Annotated in this window: 19 protein-coding genes; 16 read left to right on the forward strand and 3 right to left on the reverse strand. The window is 69.7% G+C overall.

Annotated elements, in window-relative coordinates:
- The first annotated feature begins 33 nt into the window (after window positions 1-33).
- The 3 genes from BCR15_RS03935 to BCR15_RS03945 all read left to right on the forward strand — a co-directional run bounded on the left by BCR15_RS03935 (window position 34) and on the right by BCR15_RS03945 (window position 2,223).
- Window positions 34-315 carry a hypothetical protein gene (locus BCR15_RS03935; protein ID WP_068750634.1) on the forward strand — a complete coding sequence of 94 codons (282 nt, stop codon included), beginning with the start codon at window positions 34-36 and terminating at the stop codon, window positions 313-315.
- 605 nt (window positions 316-920) lie between these two features.
- The gene (gene cysE / locus BCR15_RS03940; RefSeq protein ID WP_078919722.1) at window positions 921-1,760 is read left to right on the forward strand and encodes a serine O-acetyltransferase; all 840 of its coding nucleotides are present in this window, start codon (window positions 921-923) and stop codon (window positions 1,758-1,760) included.
- Between the two features lie 31 nt (window positions 1,761-1,791).
- Entirely contained in the window at window positions 1,792-2,223 is a 432-nt protein-coding gene (locus tag BCR15_RS03945; protein WP_068750636.1) for a CBS domain-containing protein, read from the forward strand.
- A gap of 3 nt (window positions 2,224-2,226) precedes the next feature.
- Here BCR15_RS03945 and BCR15_RS03950 read toward each other — a convergent pair whose 3' ends face one another.
- Window positions 2,227-2,781 carry an isochorismatase family protein gene (locus tag BCR15_RS03950; RefSeq protein WP_068750638.1) on the reverse strand — a complete coding sequence of 185 codons (555 nt, stop codon included), beginning with the start codon at window positions 2,779-2,781 and terminating at the stop codon, window positions 2,227-2,229.
- A gap of 54 nt (window positions 2,782-2,835) precedes the next feature.
- Here BCR15_RS03950 and BCR15_RS03955 point away from each other — a divergent pair, with 54 nt between their 5' ends.
- Window positions 2,836-3,264 carry an NUDIX hydrolase gene (locus BCR15_RS03955; RefSeq protein WP_068750640.1) on the forward strand — a complete coding sequence of 143 codons (429 nt, stop codon included), beginning with the start codon at window positions 2,836-2,838 and terminating at the stop codon, window positions 3,262-3,264.
- Here BCR15_RS03955 and BCR15_RS03960 read toward each other — a convergent pair.
- Window positions 3,224-4,057: an aldose epimerase family protein gene (locus BCR15_RS03960; protein ID WP_068750642.1), complete on the reverse strand. Its 834-nt coding sequence runs from the start codon at window positions 4,055-4,057 to the stop codon at window positions 3,224-3,226. The genes BCR15_RS03955 and BCR15_RS03960 overlap by 41 nt on opposite strands.
- A 49-nt stretch (window positions 4,058-4,106) precedes the next feature.
- On the opposite strand from BCR15_RS03960, the gene BCR15_RS03965 reads away from it, so the two are divergent.
- From BCR15_RS03965 to dapC, 7 genes are all read left to right on the forward strand, one after another.
- Window positions 4,107-4,610, forward strand: coding sequence for a GNAT family N-acetyltransferase (locus BCR15_RS03965; RefSeq protein WP_068750645.1), 504 nt, complete (start codon window positions 4,107-4,109; stop codon window positions 4,608-4,610).
- Window positions 4,611-4,645: 35 nt separating this feature from the next.
- On the forward strand, window positions 4,646-5,152 hold the full coding sequence (locus BCR15_RS03970) for a phosphoribosyltransferase (protein WP_068750647.1): 507 nt from the start codon (window positions 4,646-4,648) through the stop codon (window positions 5,150-5,152).
- A 143-nt stretch (window positions 5,153-5,295) separates the two neighbouring features.
- Window positions 5,296-7,350 (forward strand): transketolase, encoded by a 2,055-nt coding sequence (tkt, locus tag BCR15_RS03975; protein WP_068750649.1) that lies wholly within the window; start codon window positions 5,296-5,298, stop codon window positions 7,348-7,350.
- Window positions 7,351-7,444: 94 nt separating this feature from the next.
- Window positions 7,445-9,121 carry a signal peptide peptidase SppA gene (sppA, locus tag BCR15_RS03980; protein WP_068750652.1) on the forward strand — a complete coding sequence of 559 codons (1,677 nt, stop codon included), beginning with the start codon at window positions 7,445-7,447 and terminating at the stop codon, window positions 9,119-9,121.
- 81 nt (window positions 9,122-9,202) lie between these two features.
- The gene (locus tag BCR15_RS03985) at window positions 9,203-10,915 is read left to right on the forward strand and encodes a VanW family protein (RefSeq protein WP_068750654.1); all 1,713 of its coding nucleotides are present in this window, start codon (window positions 9,203-9,205) and stop codon (window positions 10,913-10,915) included.
- A gap of 81 nt (window positions 10,916-10,996) precedes the next feature.
- Window positions 10,997-11,317, forward strand: coding sequence for a ferredoxin (gene fdxA, locus BCR15_RS03990; protein ID WP_068750656.1), 321 nt, complete (start codon window positions 10,997-10,999; stop codon window positions 11,315-11,317).
- Window positions 11,317-12,408, forward strand: a complete 1,092-nt coding sequence (dapC, locus tag BCR15_RS03995) for a succinyldiaminopimelate transaminase (protein WP_068750658.1) — start codon at window positions 11,317-11,319, stop codon at window positions 12,406-12,408. Before fdxA ends, dapC begins: the two co-directional genes overlap by 1 nt.
- Here the strand turns inward: dapC and BCR15_RS04000 are convergent.
- A complete protein-coding gene (locus BCR15_RS04000; protein WP_068750660.1) occupies window positions 12,398-13,414 on the reverse strand; it encodes a LacI family DNA-binding transcriptional regulator in 1,017 nt (338 codons plus the stop codon). The genes dapC and BCR15_RS04000 overlap by 11 nt on opposite strands.
- Window positions 13,415-13,552: 138 nt before the next feature.
- Here BCR15_RS04000 and arfA point away from each other — a divergent pair, with 138 nt between their 5' ends.
- From arfA to BCR15_RS04025, 5 genes are read left to right on the forward strand one after another with little or no spacing between them, the layout of a single operon-like run.
- Window positions 13,553-15,055 (forward strand): arabinosylfuranosidase ArfA, encoded by a 1,503-nt coding sequence (gene arfA, locus BCR15_RS04005; protein WP_068750662.1) that lies wholly within the window; start codon window positions 13,553-13,555, stop codon window positions 15,053-15,055.
- A gap of 19 nt (window positions 15,056-15,074) precedes the next feature.
- Entirely contained in the window at window positions 15,075-16,400 is a 1,326-nt protein-coding gene (locus BCR15_RS04010) for an ABC transporter substrate-binding protein (protein WP_068750664.1), read from the forward strand.
- Entirely contained in the window at window positions 16,400-17,362 is a 963-nt protein-coding gene (locus BCR15_RS04015) for a carbohydrate ABC transporter permease (protein ID WP_068750666.1), read from the forward strand. The genes BCR15_RS04010 and BCR15_RS04015 overlap by 1 nt, the downstream gene beginning before the upstream one ends.
- Window positions 17,359-18,192: a carbohydrate ABC transporter permease gene (locus tag BCR15_RS04020; RefSeq protein ID WP_068750668.1), complete on the forward strand. Its 834-nt coding sequence runs from the start codon at window positions 17,359-17,361 to the stop codon at window positions 18,190-18,192. Before BCR15_RS04015 ends, BCR15_RS04020 begins: the two co-directional genes overlap by 4 nt.
- The gene (locus tag BCR15_RS04025) at window positions 18,192-19,190 is read left to right on the forward strand and encodes a glycoside hydrolase family 43 protein (RefSeq protein ID WP_078919719.1); all 999 of its coding nucleotides are present in this window, start codon (window positions 18,192-18,194) and stop codon (window positions 19,188-19,190) included. The genes BCR15_RS04020 and BCR15_RS04025 overlap by 1 nt, the downstream gene beginning before the upstream one ends.
- Window positions 19,191-19,309: the final 119 nt, after the last annotated feature.

Below are 19,309 nucleotides of genomic sequence, written 5' to 3' on the forward strand. Positions count from 1 at the left end.
TCGGCTGCCCGCCTGGTTCCGAAAGGAAGTCGCATGCCTATGAAGGCGCACGTACGGTTGCCGCACGTGATTGATGCTGCCCAGCAACTTGCCGGTGGCCTTGAGAACCCCTGTCGCCTCGTAACGCTTCATCGCGATATTGACCAGCTGCACGATGACGACGGCAATAGGCTTGGGCAGTCCAAGAAGCAGCATGCCTTGCGTTGGGCGGTGTTCACCATGGCCTATGGGGCGATTGAGGCATTCTTCAACGACATCTTGAGAGGCAATGACGACACCCGCGTCATCCCTTTGAAACCCTGGCAGACTCCGTGATGCCGGCACGAAGCAAGACGTTCGTCTCTTCACGAACGAATGGGCTGTGCGAACCCGCGCACTTCTTCAGGATCGACCCGGGCGGCGCTCTCGCTGGGTCGTCTACTCGGGAACGCAGGAGCTCAACGCGTACCTCGCCGACATGAAAATGCTTCGAGATCTTCTGAACCACGGTCAGGATCCTCGTTCGGTCTCAAATACGTCTGGCGCGCTCTGGCCGCTCGCGGACGGCAGGAACTCGATGCGCCTCATGGGTGCAGAGGGATTCATTCAGGCATGCTGTGACCTCGCGTCGCATACGGTGGTCGCATACGGTGGTTGCGCCGCAGATCTGCCAAAATGGCCCGAGCCAAAACGGGCAGGTCTGGCTGCAGAGCCGAAGCCCGACCTCGAGCTCGTGCCGTAGTCGCGTGGACACCAGTACGCGTCGGTCAAGAACTCACAGGATGGTATGTGCCGGAACTCGGTGGAGTTCCGCTTCAACGTCTAGTGATTGAACCGACCGTCGCACGCCGAGCGCCGGTTCGCCGTCAGCGGACGTTCCCGGTAGGGCTGGTGCGGGTGGGTAACGTTGGCAGGCGTCAGGCCAGCACCGAGGAGAACTCATGGATCCCGCCCGCATCGTCCCCGACGACCAGATCTGGGACGCCATCAAGCAGGAGTGCGCCGACGCCGCGGCGAACGAGCCGCTGCTGGCCGGCTTCCTCCACACGGTGGTCCTCAGCCAGCCCGGTCTCGAGGATGCGCTCAGCCTGATCCTCGCCGCGAAGCTCGACAACAGCACGCTGCCGGCCCTCAGCCTGCGCGACATCATCCACGACGTCATCCTCGAGGACGAGTCCATCCAGCGCGCCATCCGCGCGGACCTGCAGGCCGTGGTGTCCCGCGACCCCGCCTGCCCCGGCTACGCCAACCCGCTGCTCTACTTCAAGGGTTTCCAGTCGATCCAGGCCTACCGGGCCGCCCACTACTACTGGCAGCACGACCGCAAGCCCTTGGCCCTGTACCTGCAGAGCCGCATCTCGGAGGTCTTCGCCGTCGACATCCATCCCGGGGCCCGCATCGGCAAGGGCATCATGTTCGACCACGCAACAAGCGTGGTGATCGGCGAGACAGCAGTGGTCGAGGACGACTTCTCCATGCTGCACGAGGTCACGCTGGGCGGCTCCGGCAAGGAGGGCGGTGACCGTCACCCCAAGATCGGGCGCGGCGTCATGATCGGTGCCGGGGCCAAGGTGCTCGGCAATATCCGCGTCGGAGAAGGGGCGAAGATCGGCGCGGGCAGCGTCGTGCTGCACGAGGTCCCGCCCCACACCACGGTGGCGGGGGTCCCGGCGAAGGTCGTCAACGTGCCGGCGTCGGCGCTGCCGGCCTTCGACATGGACCAGAGCATCGACGACGACGACGAGGAACCGGCCGGGAGCGTCTCGGAGCACACCTGGTGACGCCGCCCCGTCCGCGGCGCTAGCGTGAAGCATGCGGATCAACGACATCATCACAGCCAAGGGCACCACCGTCATCACCGCGCGCTCGGCTCAGCGGGTCTCGGACCTGGTCCGCGTCCTCGCCGAGCACCGCATCGGTGCCGTGGTGGTCACCGACGACGGCGACATGGTCGAGGGCATCGCCGGTGAACGCGACGTCGTCCGGGCACTCGCGGAGCGCGGCGCCGCCGCGCTCGACGCCACCGTCGGGGAGATCATGGACCGCGACGTGCATGTCTGCGTGCCCGACGACGACATCGCGACCGTCGCCGGGACCATGACCGAGTTCCGGTGCCGGCACATGCCGGTGATGCTCGACGGGCGCTTCGTCGCCATCGTCAGCATCGGGGACATCGTCAAGAGCCGGATCGACCAGCTGCAGACCGAGCACGAGTACCTGCTGCACTACGTGCACGGCGAGTGAGGGTCACTCCACCCAGTCGACGCGCTCCTCGCGCAGGGCGGTGACGACGTCGGCCACGCCGTCGGGATGGACGGCCGCGACCAGGCCGCTCAGGACCCGGGTGTCGAAGCCCTCCCGCGCCGCGTCGACGGCGGTGGCCCGCACGCAGTAGTCCGTGGCGATGCCGCACACGTCGACGTCCGTGATGCCCTGCTCACCGAGCCACCGGGCGAGCCCCACGCCGTCGTCGGTGCCCTCGAACCCGGAGTAGGCGGCGGCGTAGGAGCCCTTGTCGAACACCGCATCGAACGCGACGCCTCGCAGCGCGGGGTGGAGTTCCTGGCCGGGGGTGCCGACGACGCAGTGCGGGGGCCAGGTGTCGACGTAATCCGGCTCGTCGGAGAAGTGGGTCCCGGGATCGACGTGGTGGTCGCGCGTCGCGACGACCTTGCGGTAGCCGTGGTCGCCGGCCAGCAGCGCCGCGACGCGCTCGGCCACCGCGTTGCCGCCCGTGACGCCGAGCGCACCGCCCTCGCAGAAGTCCACCTGTACGTCGACGACGATGAGCGCTCTTCCCACGGCCGCCCCCTTTCCGGTTCGATCCGCCCAGCCTAACGGCGGTAGCCTCCGGGCATGGACCGACGCATCCACGTGACCGCCGTGGTGCTGCGCGACGCCGCGGGGGCCGTGCTCCTCGTCCGCAAGCGCGGCACGGCCATGTGGATGAACCCGGGGGGCAAGCCGGAAGCAGGGGAGTCGCCGGAGGCCTGCGGTGCACGCGAGGTCGCCGAGGAACTCGGGCTGAGCCTGGACCCGGCCCTGCTGGTCCCGCTCGGCCTGTTCGAGGCCGCCGCGGCGAACGAGCCCGACCATGTCGTCGTCGCGCACGTGTTCGCCTGGCCCGATCCGGTCGAGGGGCCGGTGCATCCCGCGGCCGAGATCGACGCCGTGCGCTGGTCCGACCCGTTCGACGCCGGCCTGCTCCGGGCGGACCCGACGCTGGCGCCCCTCTACGCCGACGTCATCGCCCCGCGGCTGGGCGCGGTGCCACCGCGACCGTGAGCCCCAGCGTGTGGCTCCCGGCGGCCGGGATCGCCACGGCGCCGCCCTGCACGCACCCGTACTCGACGCACGCGAACTCCCGCCACTGCCCGTCGGCCACCTGCGCACCGCCCGGCCCCGGGTTCCACACCACCACGTTGCGCGCCCCGGCTCCGGACAGCCGAAGCTCGCGCGCCCCGTCGGTCAACCGGGTGGGCGGGGCCGCGGCGTACACGCGGTCGACGGCGCGGCCGACCCCCACCGGGGCGAATTCGACCCCCCGTGCGGCGCCCTGCGCGTAGTCGACGAACCGCACGCCGTCGAGCCCCGTCACCGTGGCCTCGGGCGCCTCACAGCGCAGGTACGGGTGCAGCGCGATGTCGACGACCGTGTCGCGGGTCGGACTGTCGACGGTGAGCTCCAAGCGAAGTCGCCGGGCGTCGGCGGTGACGTCGAGCCGGTAGCCCAGGTCGTCCGGGTAGTGCCCCGCGCCGGGCAGGTGGGCGAACGCCGGGGACTCCACGGCCAGCCGCACCCGCGCCCCCCGCTCGTCCGACGTCACCTCAAGGGTCCGCCACGGCACCCGCGACACGAGCCCGTGCGTGAAGGGCACCGGGAACGCGCCCCGGCCGGAGCCGAACCACGGCGCGCACACGGGGATCCCGCTGTGCCACATCGACCCCGGGACGAGCCGCGCCTCCCGGGCGGTGAACAGGACCTCGTCGTGCCCGGCGGGCCGCCAGCCCAGGACGCACGCGCCCAGCTCGGCGACGCGCAGCCGTCCCCAGGGGCCGCTCAGGTCGTGGATCTCCATGGCCGACCACGCTAGCGGCCCGGCGCCGCGCTGCCCCTAGCATGTGGCCATGCCGCTCATCCGCCCCGCGCAGTCGTCCGACATCCCGGCGATCACGGACATCTACAACGAGGCAGGGGTGGGCACGACGGCGTCCTACGCGCTGGAGCCTGTCACCGTCGACAACCGGCGGGAGTGGTGGCGGCGGCTGACTGCGGCCGACTGCCCGGTGCTGGTCCTCGAGGACGACGGCCACGTCGTCGGCTTCGCCAGCTACGCGCAGTTCCGGCCGCTGGCGGGCTACGCCCACACGATGGAGCACAGCGTCTACATCCGCAGCGGCCGACGCTCGTCCGGGGCGGGGCGGATGCTGATGCAGGCGCTCCTCGACTATGCCCGGGGTCGGGGCGTCCACGTCATGGTGGGTGTCGTCGACGGCGCCAACGAGGACTCGCTCGCGTTCCACCGGAAGCTGGGCTTCGAGGAATCGGGCCGGCTGCCCGAGGTCGGGCGGAAGTTCGGGCGGTGGCTCGACGTGGTGTTCATGACCCGGATCCTCGACGACTCCCACTGACCCACGGCCCCAGCCGCCCGGTTAGCATGTCACGCATGGCTTATCACGCGGACGCGACAGACCTGGCGGACAAGGAGGTCCTCACCTGGGAGGGCTTCGGAGCAGCGCAGCGCGAGATCGCCCAGGCGGTCGCCGACTCCGGATTCCACCCCACGGTCATCGTGGCGGTCGCCCGGGGCGGCATGGCCGTCGCCGGCGCGCTCACGTACTCGCTGGGCGTGAAGCTGACCGACGCGATCAACGTCGAGTTCTACACCGACGTGGATCAGACCCTGCCGGATCCGATCCTGCTGGCCCCGATGCTCGACACCGAGTCGATCACCGGCAAGAAGATCCTCGTCGTCGACGACGTGGCCGACTCGGGACGCACCCTCGGCCTCGTGATCAAGCTGCTGCGCGGCTTCGGGGCCGACGTGCGGAGCGCCGTGCTTTACGCGAAGCCCTCCACGCTGGTGCAGCCGGACTTCGTCTGGCGCACCACGGACCGGTGGATCGTGTTCCCGTGGTCCGCGGAGCCCCCGGTCACGGCCCGCGACGCCTGAGCATCTGCCCAACCTGCCCGGGGGCGGGGCAACGGACTGGAACCGGGGGGTGAGCCGAAATGACGCACGCTAGGCTTACGCCCGAGACCGCGCAGCACCGTGGACACCGCTGCCGCGCCACGACCCAAGTAAGGAACCGCAACGTGACTCTTGAGTGGACCGACCAGGACTCGCGGGCCGTCGACACCGCCCGCATCCTCGCCGCCGACGCCGTCGAGAAGGTCGGCAACGGACACCCGGGCACCCCGATCTCCCTGGCGCCCGTCGCCTACCTGCTCTACCAGAAGGTCATGAACACCGACCCGACCGACGACCTCTGGCTCGGCCGTGACCGGTTCGTGCTGTCGGCGGGCCACGCGTCGCTCACGCAGTACACCCAGCTGTACCTGGGCGGCATGGGCCTCGAGCTCGACGACATCAAGGCGCTGCGCACGTGGGGTTCGCGGACGCCCGGGCACCCGGAGTACCACCACACCAAGTTCGTCGAGTGCACCACCGGCCCGCTCGGCGCCGGCATCTCCAACGCGGTCGGCATGGCCATGGCGGCCCGCCGTGAGCGCGGCCTCTTCGACCCCGAGGCCCCCGAGGGCGAGAGCGTCTTCGACCGCCAGGTCTACGTCATCGCCGGCGACGGCTGCCTGCAGGAGGGCATCTCGTCCGAGGCGTCCTCGCTCGCCGCGACGCAGAACCTCGGCAACCTCACGATGATCTACGACGACAACCGCATCACCATCGAGGGTGAGACGGACATCTCCTTCACCGAGGACGTCAGCGCCCGCTACGAGGCCTACGGCTGGCACGTCGCCCACGTCGACTGGACCAACGGGGGCACCGAGTACCGCGAGGACATGGACGCGCTCTACGCCGCCATCGAGGAGGCGAAGGCCGTCACCGACAAGCCGAGCTTCATCAAGCTCACCACCGTCATCGGCTGGCCGCTGCCCAACAAGCAGGGCATGCACGCCGTGCACGGCTCCAAGATCGGCGGCGACGAGATCGCGGCCATGAAGGAACTGCTGAAGTTCCCGCAGGAGCCCTTCGCGATCGACACCGACATCGTCGACTACGCCCGCCGCAACGCTGCCGAGCGCGGCCGTGCGGCCCGCGCCGCCTGGGACGAGAAGTACCAGGCGTGGCGGGACGCGAACCCGGAGCGCGCCGCGCTGCTGGACCGCGCCGCGGCCCGCAAGTTGCCCGAGGACCTGAGCCTGCCGGTGTTCGAGGAGGGCAAGAAGTCCACCCGCGCCGCGTCCGGCGAGGTGCTGTCGGCGCTGGCGTCCCAGCTGCCCGAGCTGTGGGGCGGCTCCGCCGACCTCGCCGGCTCGAACAACACCACCATGAAGGGCGAGCCCAGCTTCCTGCCCACCGAGCGCGCCACGCACGACTGGCCCGGCAACCCCTACGGGCGCACGCTGCACTTCGGCATCCGCGAGCACGCCATGGGCGGCATCCTCAACGGCATCAACCTCTCGGGGCTGACCCGCGCCTACGGCGGCACCTTCCTCGTGTTCGCCGACTACATGCGTCCCGCGGTGCGCCTGGCCGCCATCATGGGCGTGCCCACGGTGTTCGTATGGAGCCACGACTCGGTCGGCGTCGGCGAGGACGGGCCCACGCACCAGCCCATCGAGCACCTGGCGTCGCTGCGGGCCATCCCCGGCGTGGACATCGTCCGCCCGGCGGACGCCAACGAGACCTCCGTCGCGTGGGGCGAGATCCTGCGGCGCACCGAGCGTCCGTCCGGCATCATCCTCTCCCGCCAGGACCTGCGCACCATCCCGCGCGGCGAGAAGTACGCCTCGGCGGAGGGTGTGGCCAACGGTGGGTACGTCGTGAGCGAGGCCGACGGGGACGCCACCGTCATCCTCATCGCCTCAGGCTCCGAGGTGGCCCTGGCCCTCGACGCCCAGGACGCGCTCCAGGCCGAAGGCATCGCCACCCGCGTGGTCTCCATGCCCTGCCAGGAGTGGTTCGACGAGCAGCCCGAGGAGTACCGCGAGTCGGTGCTGCCCGCCGCGGTCACCGCGCGCGTCAGCATCGAGGCCGGCATCGCCATGGGCTGGTCGAAGTACGTCGGGCCCAAGGGCGCGTCGGTGAGCATCGAGCACTTCGGCGCCTCCGCCTCCGGCAACAAGTGCTTCGAGGAGTTCGGCTTCACGGTCGACAACGTCGTGGCGACGGCCAAGTCCGTCCTCTGACCGCATCCGACGGCGGCGCACCCGGTACGGGGCGCCGCCGTCGCGCATGCCCGGGCGCTGACGGCCGGACTTGCCGTGTCCGTAAGCTGGGGTCATGAGCATCAAGGACGTGCTGGGGACGATCGTCGGTGACAAACCCGTCGTGCTGGAGCTCGACGTGGCCAGGGGGGTGCTGGTCGCCAAGCCCACGACGCCCGCGCAGGCGCTGCAGCTGATCAACAGCGCCAGCATGGCCGCGCTCCGCGACCACCTGGCCGCGGCGGCCGAGGATCCTCGGGTGCTCGGACTCGTCGTCCACTCGGTGCCGTCCCAGCTGCAGCTCGCCCACGTCGAGGAGCTGGCCGGCATCGTCGAGGCGTTCGACGAGAAGAAGCCGACGATGGCGTGGGCGGAGTCCTTCGGCGAGCTGGTGGGCGGCCTCGCGGCCTACCGCCTCGCCACCGCGACCCGCGACATCTGGGTGCAGCCCACCGGCATGCTCAGCATCGGCGGGGTCGAACTCAGCATCACCCTGCTCAAGGGGATGCTCACCAAGGTGGGCCTGGAGCCGCAGTTCGGTCAGCGCCACGAGTACAAGACCGCCGCCGACACCTACGCCGCCGACCATGTGACCGACGCCAACCGCGAGATGATGCAGCGGATCGGCCAGTCCCTCGTCGACGCCCTGGTGGGCGACATCGCCCGCCGCCGGGGGATCCCCGCCGAGCAGGTGTGGGAGGGCGTGAACTCCGCCCCGGTGGCGCCCGAACGGGCGCTCGAGCTGGGGCTCATCGACCACGTCGGATACCGCGACGAGGCCTACGCCGCCGCCCTCGACGCGTGGGGAGCGCGCCCAGAGCAGCTGCTCTTCGCGCACCGCTACACCTCGAAGGCCGCGCTGGCGAAGCGACTGCGGCCCGGGCAGCCGAAGATCGGACTGGTCACGCTCCGCGGCGCCATCGTCACCGGGCGCGGCCAGCGCAGCCCCCTGGGCGGGGAGCAGGCCGGCGCGGACGTCGTCGACGAACACCTGCGGGCCGCGCTGCGCGACGACGACATCAAGGCCGTGGTGTTCGACGTCGACTCCCCGGGCGGGTCCGCCGTCGCCTCTGACTTCATCCACCGGTCCGTGTCCCGACTCCGCGAGGCGGGTAAGCCGGTCGTGGCGCGCATGGGCGCCGTCGCGGCCTCCGGCGGGTACTACGTGTCCATGGGCTCCGACGAGATCGTCGCGCACGCGGCCACCCTCACCGGCTCGATCGGCGTCCTCGGCGGCAAGGTCGTCACGCAGGGCCTCTACGACAAGCTGGGGCTGATCCGCGAGACCCTGCCGTTCGGGGCGGGGGCGTCGCTGATGTCCGACGCGTCGCCGTTCAGCGACGACGAGTGGGAGCGGCTCAACACCTGGCTGGACCGCGTCTACCGCGACTTCACGACGCTCGCCGCCCAGGACCGGAGGATGGACTACGAGCACCTGGAGCAGCTGGCCCGCGGACGCGTCTGGACAGGCGCGGACGCCAAGGAGCGCGGCCTCGTCGACCACGTCGGCGGCCGCACCCTCGCCGTCGAGCGGGCGTGCGCGCTGGCCGACGTCGACCGGAAGCGGGCGAAGGTCGTCCACGTCGGCGACTCCGGCATATTGGCGCTCATCAAGCCCGCCACCTCGAGCGAGGCCGCCGCGGGGACGGCGGGACTGCCAGACGCCGAGGGGCTGCTGAGCGACCTCGCGGGCCGCGCCGGTCTCCGCAGCGACGGCGTGCTCAGCCTGCCCTGGCAGCTGCGCGTGCGCTGACCGTCGGATTCGGCCCCGGCCCTCCCGGGTGCGTACCATGGGGAGCCGGGCGTGCGGCCGTGGGGTCGCTGAGGGGTGAATGTGAAGAAGGCGTCGAAGATCGCGATCGGTTCCGGTGTGGGTGCCGTGGTCCTCCTGGGCGGGGTGTACGTCGCGTCGTACTTCGTCGCCGGCAATCAGGTCCCCGCGAAGGCGAGTGTCGAGGGGGTCGCGATCGGCGGCCAGTCCCCGGCCGAGGCCGTGGCCACCCTCCATGCAGAGTTCGCCGATCAGACCGAGCGACCTTTCCCCGTCACCGCGGCGGACCTGTCCGCGACCCTGGACCCCGCCACCAGCGGCCTGGGCGTCGACTTCGATGACACCGTCCGCAGCGCGGGCGGCGGGTTCAGCTGGAACCCCGTCGACATCGTCACGACGCTCACCGGCGGCGAGGACGTCCCCCTCGTGCGCACCGTCGACGAGGCGGCGCTGCGCGAGGCGGTCGAGGGACTCACCGACGACTTCACGGTCGAGGGCACCGACGGCTCGCTGGCCTTCGAGGAGGGCCGGATCGTCCGCACCGAGGCCGTCCAGGGCGTCGCACTGCTGGTCGACGAGACCGTCGCCGCGGTCAGCGCGGCGTACACGGGGGGCGCAGAGAGCGCCGAGGCGGCCGTGACGACGGAGGAGCCGGCCATCACCGACGCCATGGTCGATGCCGCCGTCACCGAGTACGCCGAGCCCATTCTCTCCGGGCCGATCACGCTGACCCACACCACCGGCTCCATGCAGATCGCGCCGGCCGCCATCGCCGAGGTCACCACCTTCACCGTCGAGGGCGGGGCCCTGGTGCCCACGATCGACGGCGAGGCCCTGCTCGCGATGGAGTCCACGGTCGAGGCGCAGCGCGCCCTCGACCTGAACGCCCCGAAGGACGCCTCATTCAGCTTCACCGGCGGAACGCCCGCCGTCGTGCCCGCGGTCGCCGGCGAGGTCCTGGAGCCCGAGCCCTTCACCGAGGCCGTCCGGACGGCCGCCGTCGCCGAGGGGGAGGGCCGCACGGTCCCCCTGAGCGTGACGACGAAGGAACCGGAGTTCACGACCGCCGAGGCGCAGGCCGTGCTGCCGAAGGAGGTCATCGGCGAGTTCAGCACGAACTTCCCGTACGCCGCGTACCGCAACACCAACCTGGGCCGCGCGGCGTCGTCCGTCAACGGGACCGTGCTGATGCCCGGGGAGATCTTCTCGCTCAACGACACCCTTGGGCCCCGCACCGCCGCCAACGGCTACGTCGACGGGTATGTCATCAACCAGGGCCGGCTGGTGAAGGAGTCCGGCGGCGGCATCTCCCAGGCCGCCACGACGCTGTACAACGCGGCGTTCTTCGCCGGTTACGAGGACATCGAGCACAAGCCGCACAGTCTGTACTTCGACCGGTACCCGGCCGGCCGCGAGGCGACGATCTACTACGGCGCGCTCGACATGCGATTCCGCAACGACACCGAGTACCCCGCGATCGTCCAGGGCTACATCTCGAAGGCGGCGCCCGGCAAGCGCGGCACCATCACCTTCAAGATCTGGTCCCAGCGCACCTACACGAAGGTCGAGTCGACCGAGCTCAGGAAGTCGGACTTCTACAACGGCGAGGAGCGGGTCGTCACTGACGAGAACTGCGAGCCCCAGGCGCCGATCCAGGGCTTCACCGTCACCTGGCAGCGCCTGTTCTACCAGGGCTCGGACGTGGTCAAGCGCGAGAACTACCGCTGGAAGTACGCCGCCGGCGACAAGATCACCTGCGCCGAGCCGCAGTCCTGATCGCCACGGGCGGAATGGTCGGCGGTTTCACCGCTGGCCAGCGCGCTAAGCTAAGCCCGTCCGCGCCTGAAGGAGTGAATTGTGACGTACATCATCGGTTTGCCGTGTGTCGATGTGAAGGACCGCGCCTGCGTCGAGGAGTGCCCGGTCGACTGCATCTACGAGGGCAATCGCATGCTCTACATCCACCCCGAGGAGTGCGTGGACTGCGGCGCCTGCGAGCCGGTCTGCCCCGTCGAGGCCATCTACTACGAGGATGACCTCCCCGAGGACCAGGCACAGTTCTACGACGTCAACGTCCAGTTCTTCGACGACCTCGGCTCGCCCGGTGGCGCCGCGAAGCTCGGCGTCATCGACAAGGACCACCCCGTCGTCGAGGCGCTGCCGCCGCAGGCCGAGTGATGGGCCTCGGTGCCCGCCTGCCTGACTTCCCCTGGGACACGCTGAGCGCCGCGAAGGCGCTCGCGTCCACCCACCCCGACGGTCTGGTCGACCTGTCGGTCGGCACGCCCGTGGACCCCACGCCGGATCTGGCGCGCGAGGCGCTCGCCGCGGCGTCGGACGCCCACGGCTACCCGACGGTGTGGGGGGCCCCGGCCACGCGGAGCGCCGTCGTCGGCTACCTGGCTCGGCGCTGGTCGGCGCTGCCGCTGCCCGACGAGGGCGTCCTGCCCGTGATCGGGACCAAGGAACTGGTCGCCTGGCTGCCGACGCTGCTGGACCTCCGTGCCGACGACGCCGTCGTCTTCCCCGAGTGCGCCTATCCCACCTACGAGGTCGGTGCGCTCACCGCGGGGGCGCGCCCCGTGCCACTGGACGACCCTGCGCGCATCCCCGAGGACGCCCGGCTCATCTGGATCAATTCGCCGGCCAATCCGACGGGTCGCATCCTCGGCCTCGACGAGATGCGCGCCTTCGTGGCCGCCGCCCGCGACCGCGGCGCCGTCCTGGCCAGTGACGAGTGCTACGGGGAGTTCGCCTGGGAGGCCGAGCCCTTCTCGGTGCTGGACCCGCGGGTCAACGACGGCGACGTCACCGGGCTGCTCGCGGTCGGCTCGCTGTCCAAGCGGTCCAACGCCGCCGGATACCGGGCCGGCTTCGTCGCCGGCGATCCCGCCGTGGTCCAACGGCTCGTCGCGGCCCGTAAGCACCTCGGCATGATCGTCCCCGCCCCCATTCAGGCGGCCATGGTCGCGATGCTGGGGGATCAGCGGCACGTGGAGGAGCAGCGCGAGCGCTACCTCGCCCGGCGGGCCCTCCTCGCTCCCGCGTTGCGGGCGGCCGGTTTCCGGATCGAGCACTCGGAGGGGTCGCTGTACCTGTGGGTGACCCGCGACGAGGACTGCCGGGCGAGCGTGGAATGGCTCGCGGAACGCGGGATCCTGGCCGCCCCGGGCGACTTCTACGGCGCGGCGGCGGCCCGGCACGTCAGGGTGGCGCTGACGGCCACCGACGAGCGGATCGCCGCGGCGGCAGCACGGCTCACCGCCTGACGCGTCGCCCCCTCGTCGACTCGCGAACGGTCAGCGTCCACGGCACATGCACCCGCTCGCCCGGACCGGTGTAGCCGTCGATACGCCTGGTGAGCAGCCGCAACACGTGGCTCACCAGGAGATCCATGTCCGGGGTGATCGTCGTGAGCGTGGGCGTGCTGTAGCGGCTCTCGGCGATGTCGTCGAACCCGGCCACGGCCACGTCCTCGGGGACGCGCGCACCCGCCTCCGCGCAGGCCCGCAACGCGCCGATGGCCATCACGTCGTTGAAGCAGAACACCGCGTCGGGAGGCACGGGTAGCCGCAGCAGGTCGTGCATGGCAGCGCGGCCGGCCTCGCGCGAGTACTCGTCGGTGGCGCGCAGGTAGTCGGGCTCGACGGGCATGCCGGCCGCTTCCATCGCCACCTGATAGCCCTGCTGGCGCACGGATCCGGTGCTGACGCCGCGCCCTCGCCCGATGGTCGCGATGCGCTCGCGGCCGATGTCGATGAGGTGCTGTGTCATGGAGCGCGCCGCGGCGACGGAGTCGACCGCGACGTGGTCGACTCCTGGGGGGATCGCGCGCTCACCCAGGAACACCGTGGGAACGTCCGCGCGGAGGCTGCGCTGGATGTCGCCGACGTCCAGGCTCATGGGGGAGAACACCACGCCGTCGATCATGTGGGTCTCTACCCCGCTCAACACGACCCGTTCAACGGCTGGGTCTGCGCGCGTGATGTCGAGCAGCATCATGAAGCCCAGGTCCGCGGCCGCGGCGTCGAACTTCGCTGCCAGTTCGGAGAAGTAGGGGATCGCGAGCTCCGGGACGGCGAGGGCGAGGAAGCCGCCCCGGCCGTACTTGAGGTTGCGCGCGGCGAGGTTGGGGCGGTAGCCCAGGTCGTCGATGGCCCGCTGCACCTTCTCCCGCGTGGCCTCGCGCACGTTGACGGTCCCGTTGACGACGTTCGACACGGTCTTGAGGGACACGCCGGCCCGCTCTGCGACATCCCGCAACCGCACTGCCATGCCAGCAGGCTATCCGGTTGCCGTCCCCAGCGGAACATTCCACCGTTGCAAAATCGTGACCTTCTGGGTATTGCCTCCACGGCGAGCCGTGGTGCAGACTCGTGCCACACGCAATTACTCCCGTTGTAAAGGTGCTCAATGGCCGAGTCCCAGATCACGATCCATCCTTCATACCGCGTCGGACCACTCAACCGGCGCCTCTTCGGCACGTTCGTGGAGCACATGGGCCGGTGCGTCTATACCGGCATCTACGAGCCCGGCCACGCAACGGCCGACGCCCACGGATTCCGCGGGGACGTCGCCGAGCTCGTGCGCGAACTGGGGGCGACCATCGTGCGTTACCCCGGCGGCAACTTCGTCTCGAACTACAAGTGGGAGGACGGGGTGGGCCCCAAAGAGCAGCGCCCACGCCGGCTGGACCTCGCCTGGCGGTCCATCGAGACCAACCAGGTGGGCACCGACGACTTCCTCGCCTGGTGCGAGAGGCAGGGCATCGAGCCCATGCTCGCGGTCAACCTCGGCACGCGCGGGCTGGAGGACGCTGTGGAGTACCTCGACTACGTCAACGGTAGCGGCACCACGTTGGCGGACCAGCGCGCGGCCAACGGACGCGAGGAGCCCTGGGGGGTCAAGGTCTGGTGCCTCGGCAACGAGATGGACGGGCCGTGGCAGATGGGCCACATGACGGCCGCGGAGTACGGCCGGGTGGCCGAGGAGGTCGGCAACGCGTTCCGCCGCTTCGACGACTCCCTGGAGCTGGTCGCCTGCGGCTCCTCCAACCGGCTGATGCCCACGTTCGGCGCCTGGGAACGCGAGGTCCTGGAACGCTCGATCCACGTCGTCGACCACATCTCCGCCCACGCCTACTACGAACCGATCGGCGGCGACACGACCTCGTACCTCGCCTGCGCCGAGGACATGGACCGCTTCATCACCTCGGTGGCGGCTACCGCCGACGCAGTGGCGGCGGCGCGCAAGGTCGACAAGTTGGTCACCATCTCGTTCGACGAGTGGAACGTCTGGTTCCAGGAGCGGTTCGACGGCGAGAACGCCATCCAGGTGCAGGAGGCGCCGCCGCTCATCCAGGACGTGTACGACGTCGCCGATGCCGTCGTCGTCGGATCCCTGCTCATCACCCTCATGCGGCACACCGACCGTGTCGCGATGGCGTGCCAGGCCCAGCTCGTCAACATCATCGCGCCAATCCGCACCGAGCCTGACGGACCCGCGTGGCGGCAGACCATCTTCCATCCCTTCGCACTGACCAGCCGCTACGCCCGGGGCGACGTCCTCGACCTGCGGATCGCCTCCCCCACGATCGACACCGCCGCTTTCGGGCCCGTCGACCAGATCTGGGGCACCGCCACGCTCGATGACGCCACCGGTGACCTCGCCATCTTCTGCGTCAACCGATCCGAACGTGACGACCTGACCACCTCGGTGGACCTGGCGCCCCTCGGCAACGTGGAGATCGTGGAACACCTCATGGTGCACGAGGACGATCCCTCCCTCACCAATGTCGCGGGCGACGAGCGGGTGGGCCCGAAGCCCGGCCGCAGTGCCCTCGACGGCTCCACCCTGACCCTCACCCTCCCCGCAGTGTCGTGGCACTGCATCCGGCTGTCCGTCCGGCCAGCCTGACCACCCGAAAGGAACCCTCATGAATCTGATCAGTCGACGTGGACTGCTCGGTGCCGGCATTGCCGTCGGCGCGACCGCCGGCCTGGCCGCATGCGGCCAGAGCGCCGTCACCCCCACCGGTGCGGCGTCCGCAACTGGCGACGGCGGGGCCGCCGGCTACGACGGTCCGGCGGTGACGCTGGCCTTCTGGAACGGCTTCACCGGCGGCGACGGCGCCTACATGAAGCAGCTCGTGGACCAATTCCAGGCGGAGCACGAGAACATCGCCGTCACGGTCCAGACCATGCAGTGGGGCGACTACTACACGAAGCTGCCCACGGCGGTGCAGTCGGGCAACGGCCCCGATGTCGCGGTCATGCACGTCGACTCGGTGGCCACCAACGCGGCCCGCAAGGTCATCCAGCCCCTCGACGACGTCGCCACCGCCTTGGAACTGACAGAGGGCGACTTCGCCCCCGTGCCGTGGCAGGCCGGCCTGTACAAGGACGTGCGCTACGCCATCCCGCTGGACGTGCATCCGCTGGGCTTCTTCTACAACAAGACCGTCATGGAGAGCGCGGGCCTGGACCCCGAGAACCCGCCCATGGACCACGACTCGTACATGGCCGCGCTGGACGCCCTGAAGTCGAAGGGCATCCAGGGCCACTGGGCCTCGCCGTTCAACTTCACGGGCGGGCTCACCTGCCAGTCCCTGGTCTACCAGTTCGGCGGCAGCCTGTTCAACGATGACGCCACGCAGGCGGCATGGGGCGACGAGGGCGGCGTCAAGGCGCTCACCTGGTGGCAGAACCTCATCAAGGACGGCTACTCCAACCCCAAGGTCGGCCAGGACGCCGACTTCATCGCCCTCCAGAACGGGCAGACTGCGTTCAACTGGAACGGCATCTGGTCCATCAACACCTTGGCGGAGAAGAAGGACCTGCAGTGGGGCGTCACGACGCTGCCGAACATCGGCGGCGAAAAGGCTGCGTGGGCCGGATCGCACCAGTTCGTCCTCCCGACGCAGAAGTCGCCCGACGAGAACAAGGGGCAGGCGTCGCGGGTGTTCCTCAACTGGATCTCGCAGCAGTCGCTGGAGTGGGCCAAGGGCGGTCAGATCCCGGCCCGCAACTCGGTGCGCGAGTCCGAGGAGTTCCAGGAGCTCACGCACCAGGCCGAGCTCGCCAAGCAGATCGACGACCTGCGGTTCCCGCCCGCCGTCGCCGGCATCGGTGACGCGATGCTCGAGTTCGAGAAGGCCGTCAACGAGATCACCCTCGGGATGAAGGACGTCGCGACCACGCTCAACGCAGCCGCTGACCGCGCGAACAAGATCCTCGAGGCGAACGCGAAGAAGTACGCCTGATGATGACCAGCACGACCCGCCGGGGCCGGGGTAGCCCCGGCGGGTCGCCGCTGATCGCCTACCTCTTCCTGGCCCCCTATCTGATCCTGTTCGCCATGTTTGTGCTCCTTCCGGCCCTGTACGGGTTCTGGATGTCCCTGCACGACTGGGACTTCACGTTCGAGGGTCGCCCCTTCGTTGGGCTGCTGAACTACACCGACCTCTTCGACCCGGCGTCGGTGCAGTACCAGCCCTTCTGGCGGGGCATGTCCAACACGGCGATCTTCACGGTGGCCAGCGTCCCGTTCCTCGTCGCCGTGCCGCTTGGGCTCGCCCTGCTGCTCAACACGGTGTTCCCGGGGCGCACCTTCTTCCGGGCCGTCTACTTCCTGCCCTACGTCCTCGGCGTGGCCGTCATCGGCGTGATGTGGCGCTACCTGCTCGACGGAAACTTCGGCCTGGTCAACGCCCTGTTCGGGCTCGACATCCAGTGGACCACCGATCAGCCGTGGGCCTGGATCGCCCTGGTGGGCGTCACCGTCTGGTGGACGATGGGCTTCAACGCCATCATCTACATGGTCGGCCTGGGTGACATCCCCGGCTACCTCTACGAGGCCGCAGCGCTCGACGGCGCCGGCCCGTGGCAGCGCTTCATCCATGTGACGCTGCCCGGTCTGCGGCCGGTGCTCATCTTCATCCTCGTCACGACGATCCTCGCAAGCGCCAACATGTTCGGCCAGTCCTACATGATCACGCAGGGCGGGCCGACCGAGTCGACCATGACGGCCATCATGGTCATCACGGGCGTCGGCTTCGGCCAGAACCGCGCCGGGCAGGCCGCCGCGATGAGCTACATGCTCGCGCTCGCCCTGGCCATGGTGTCGGTGCTCAACTTCTGGCTGATGCGGGATCGGGATGCGGCCCGCGAGGCGCGGGCACTGAAGCGCCAGAGGCGCCTGGCCGCGAAGGAGAACGCGCGATGACATCCTCCCGACGCAACCGCAACCCGCTGTTCTGGCTGGCGCTGGTCCTCCTCTCCCTCGTGTTCGTCGGGCCCGTGGCGATGATGATCCTCACGTCGTTCAAGACCCGGGTGGAGTCGCAGACGGTGCCCCCGACGTTCCTGCCCCAGGAATGGACGACGCGCGCCTACGAGGTGCTCTTCGCCGCGGACTCCACCACCCCCGTGCTGCGGTGGTTCCTCAACTCGATGCTCGCCGCAGCCGGCCACGCCGTGCTGGTGGCCATCGTCTGCTCCATGGCCGGTTATGCCCTGGCCCGTCTGACGTTCCCGGGCCGTGGCGTCATCTTCGGCGTCATCATCTCGACGCTCTTCGTGCCGGGCTTCATCTTCCTGATGCCCAACTTCGAGATGATGTCGAGGCTGGCCTGGCTCGACTCCTACCTCGCGCTCATCGTGCCCGGCGCCGCCGGCGCCTTCGGCGTCTTCTTCATGCGCCAGTTCTTCCTCGGCCTGCCCGTGGAGCTGGAGGAGTCGGCCCGGATCGACGGCGCGGGACCGTGGCGGATCTTCGTCAGCATCGTCCTGCCCAACGCGAGAGCGGCCGTGGTGACGTTGCTGGTCATCTCGTTCCTCGCCAACTGGAACGACTTCGTGTGGCCGCTGTACGTCATGTTCTCCACCGAGATGCTGACCATCCCCATCGGGCTGTCCCGGCTCCAGGGCGCCTACACGATCGACTACCCGGTCATCATGGCCGGTGCCACGGTCGCGGCCGTGCCCGTCCTGCTCCTCTACGTCTTCGTCCAGCGCTACATCATCGAAGGCGTCGCGTCCTCGGGGATCAAGTGATGTGGCGCCCGTTCCTCATCGCCCTCGGGGCGGTCGCGCTCGCTGCGTGCGGCGCGCCCGCCCCGTCGGCCCCGCCCAGCCAAGGAGAGACCGCCGTGCCTGAGCCCACCAACCCCGTCTACCCGCTCGACTTCCCCGACCCGCAGGTCCTGCCCGACGGCGACGGCTACCTCGCCATCGCCACCAACGGCAACGGCATGAACGTCCAGACCATCCACAGCGACAACCTCATCGAGTGGAGACAGGGTGTCGACGCGCTGCCGAGCGTGGCGCCATGGTCGTCCTCGGGCAAGGTGTGGGCGCCGGAGATCATCGAATGGCCAGACGGCGGATACCGGCTCTACTACACGACGAAGGCACCGGACCCCGCGTGGCAGTGCGTCAGCGTCGCCACGTCCGACACCCTGGCCGGGCCCTACGTGGACGACTCCGGTGAGCCGCTGATCTGCGAGATCGAGGAGGGCGGGTCCATCGACGCCTCGCCGTTCATCGACGACGACGGCACCGCCTACCTCTACTGGAAGAACGACGGCAACGCGATCGGCGTCGACACGCACCTCAAGGTGGCCCGGCTCAGCCCTGACGGCATGGCCGTGGAGGGTGAGGTCACCCAGCTGTTCAAGCAGGACCTGCACTGGGAGGGGCACCTCGTCGAAGGCCCGGCCGTGGTCAAGGTCGACGGCGTCTACCACATGTTCTATTCCGCCAACGACTATGGATCCGACCGCTACGCCGTCGGGCATGCGGTCGCCGACTCGGCCCTCGGGCCCTTCGTCAAGGACCCGGAGCCGGTGCTGTCCACCAACGAGGTCGCGGCCGGGCCGGGGCACTGCCAGCTGTTCCTCAAGGGCGGGCAGTGGTGGATGGTGTATCACGCCTGGAAGCCCGGGTACGTGGGCGATTCGCTCGAGGGGCGCAAGATGTGGCTGTCGCGGGTGGCGTTCGACGGCGCCGCGGTGACGGTTGACCCGCCGGCCACCGAACTCGAGGCGCCCTGACGACCATCCGGTGTTGACAGGGCCCGGGAGAGGTCCTTAGTGTTGCCGTGTCGTCGACACGGAGGAGGTGCACGCAGATGTTGAGCAACACTGCCGTCCTCGGTCGTCCGCGCGCGTTC

It is taken from the genome of Tessaracoccus lapidicaptus (assembly GCF_001693815.1).
In the GTDB taxonomy this organism is placed as follows: Bacteria; Actinomycetota; Actinomycetes; order Propionibacteriales; family Propionibacteriaceae; genus Arachnia; species Arachnia lapidicapta.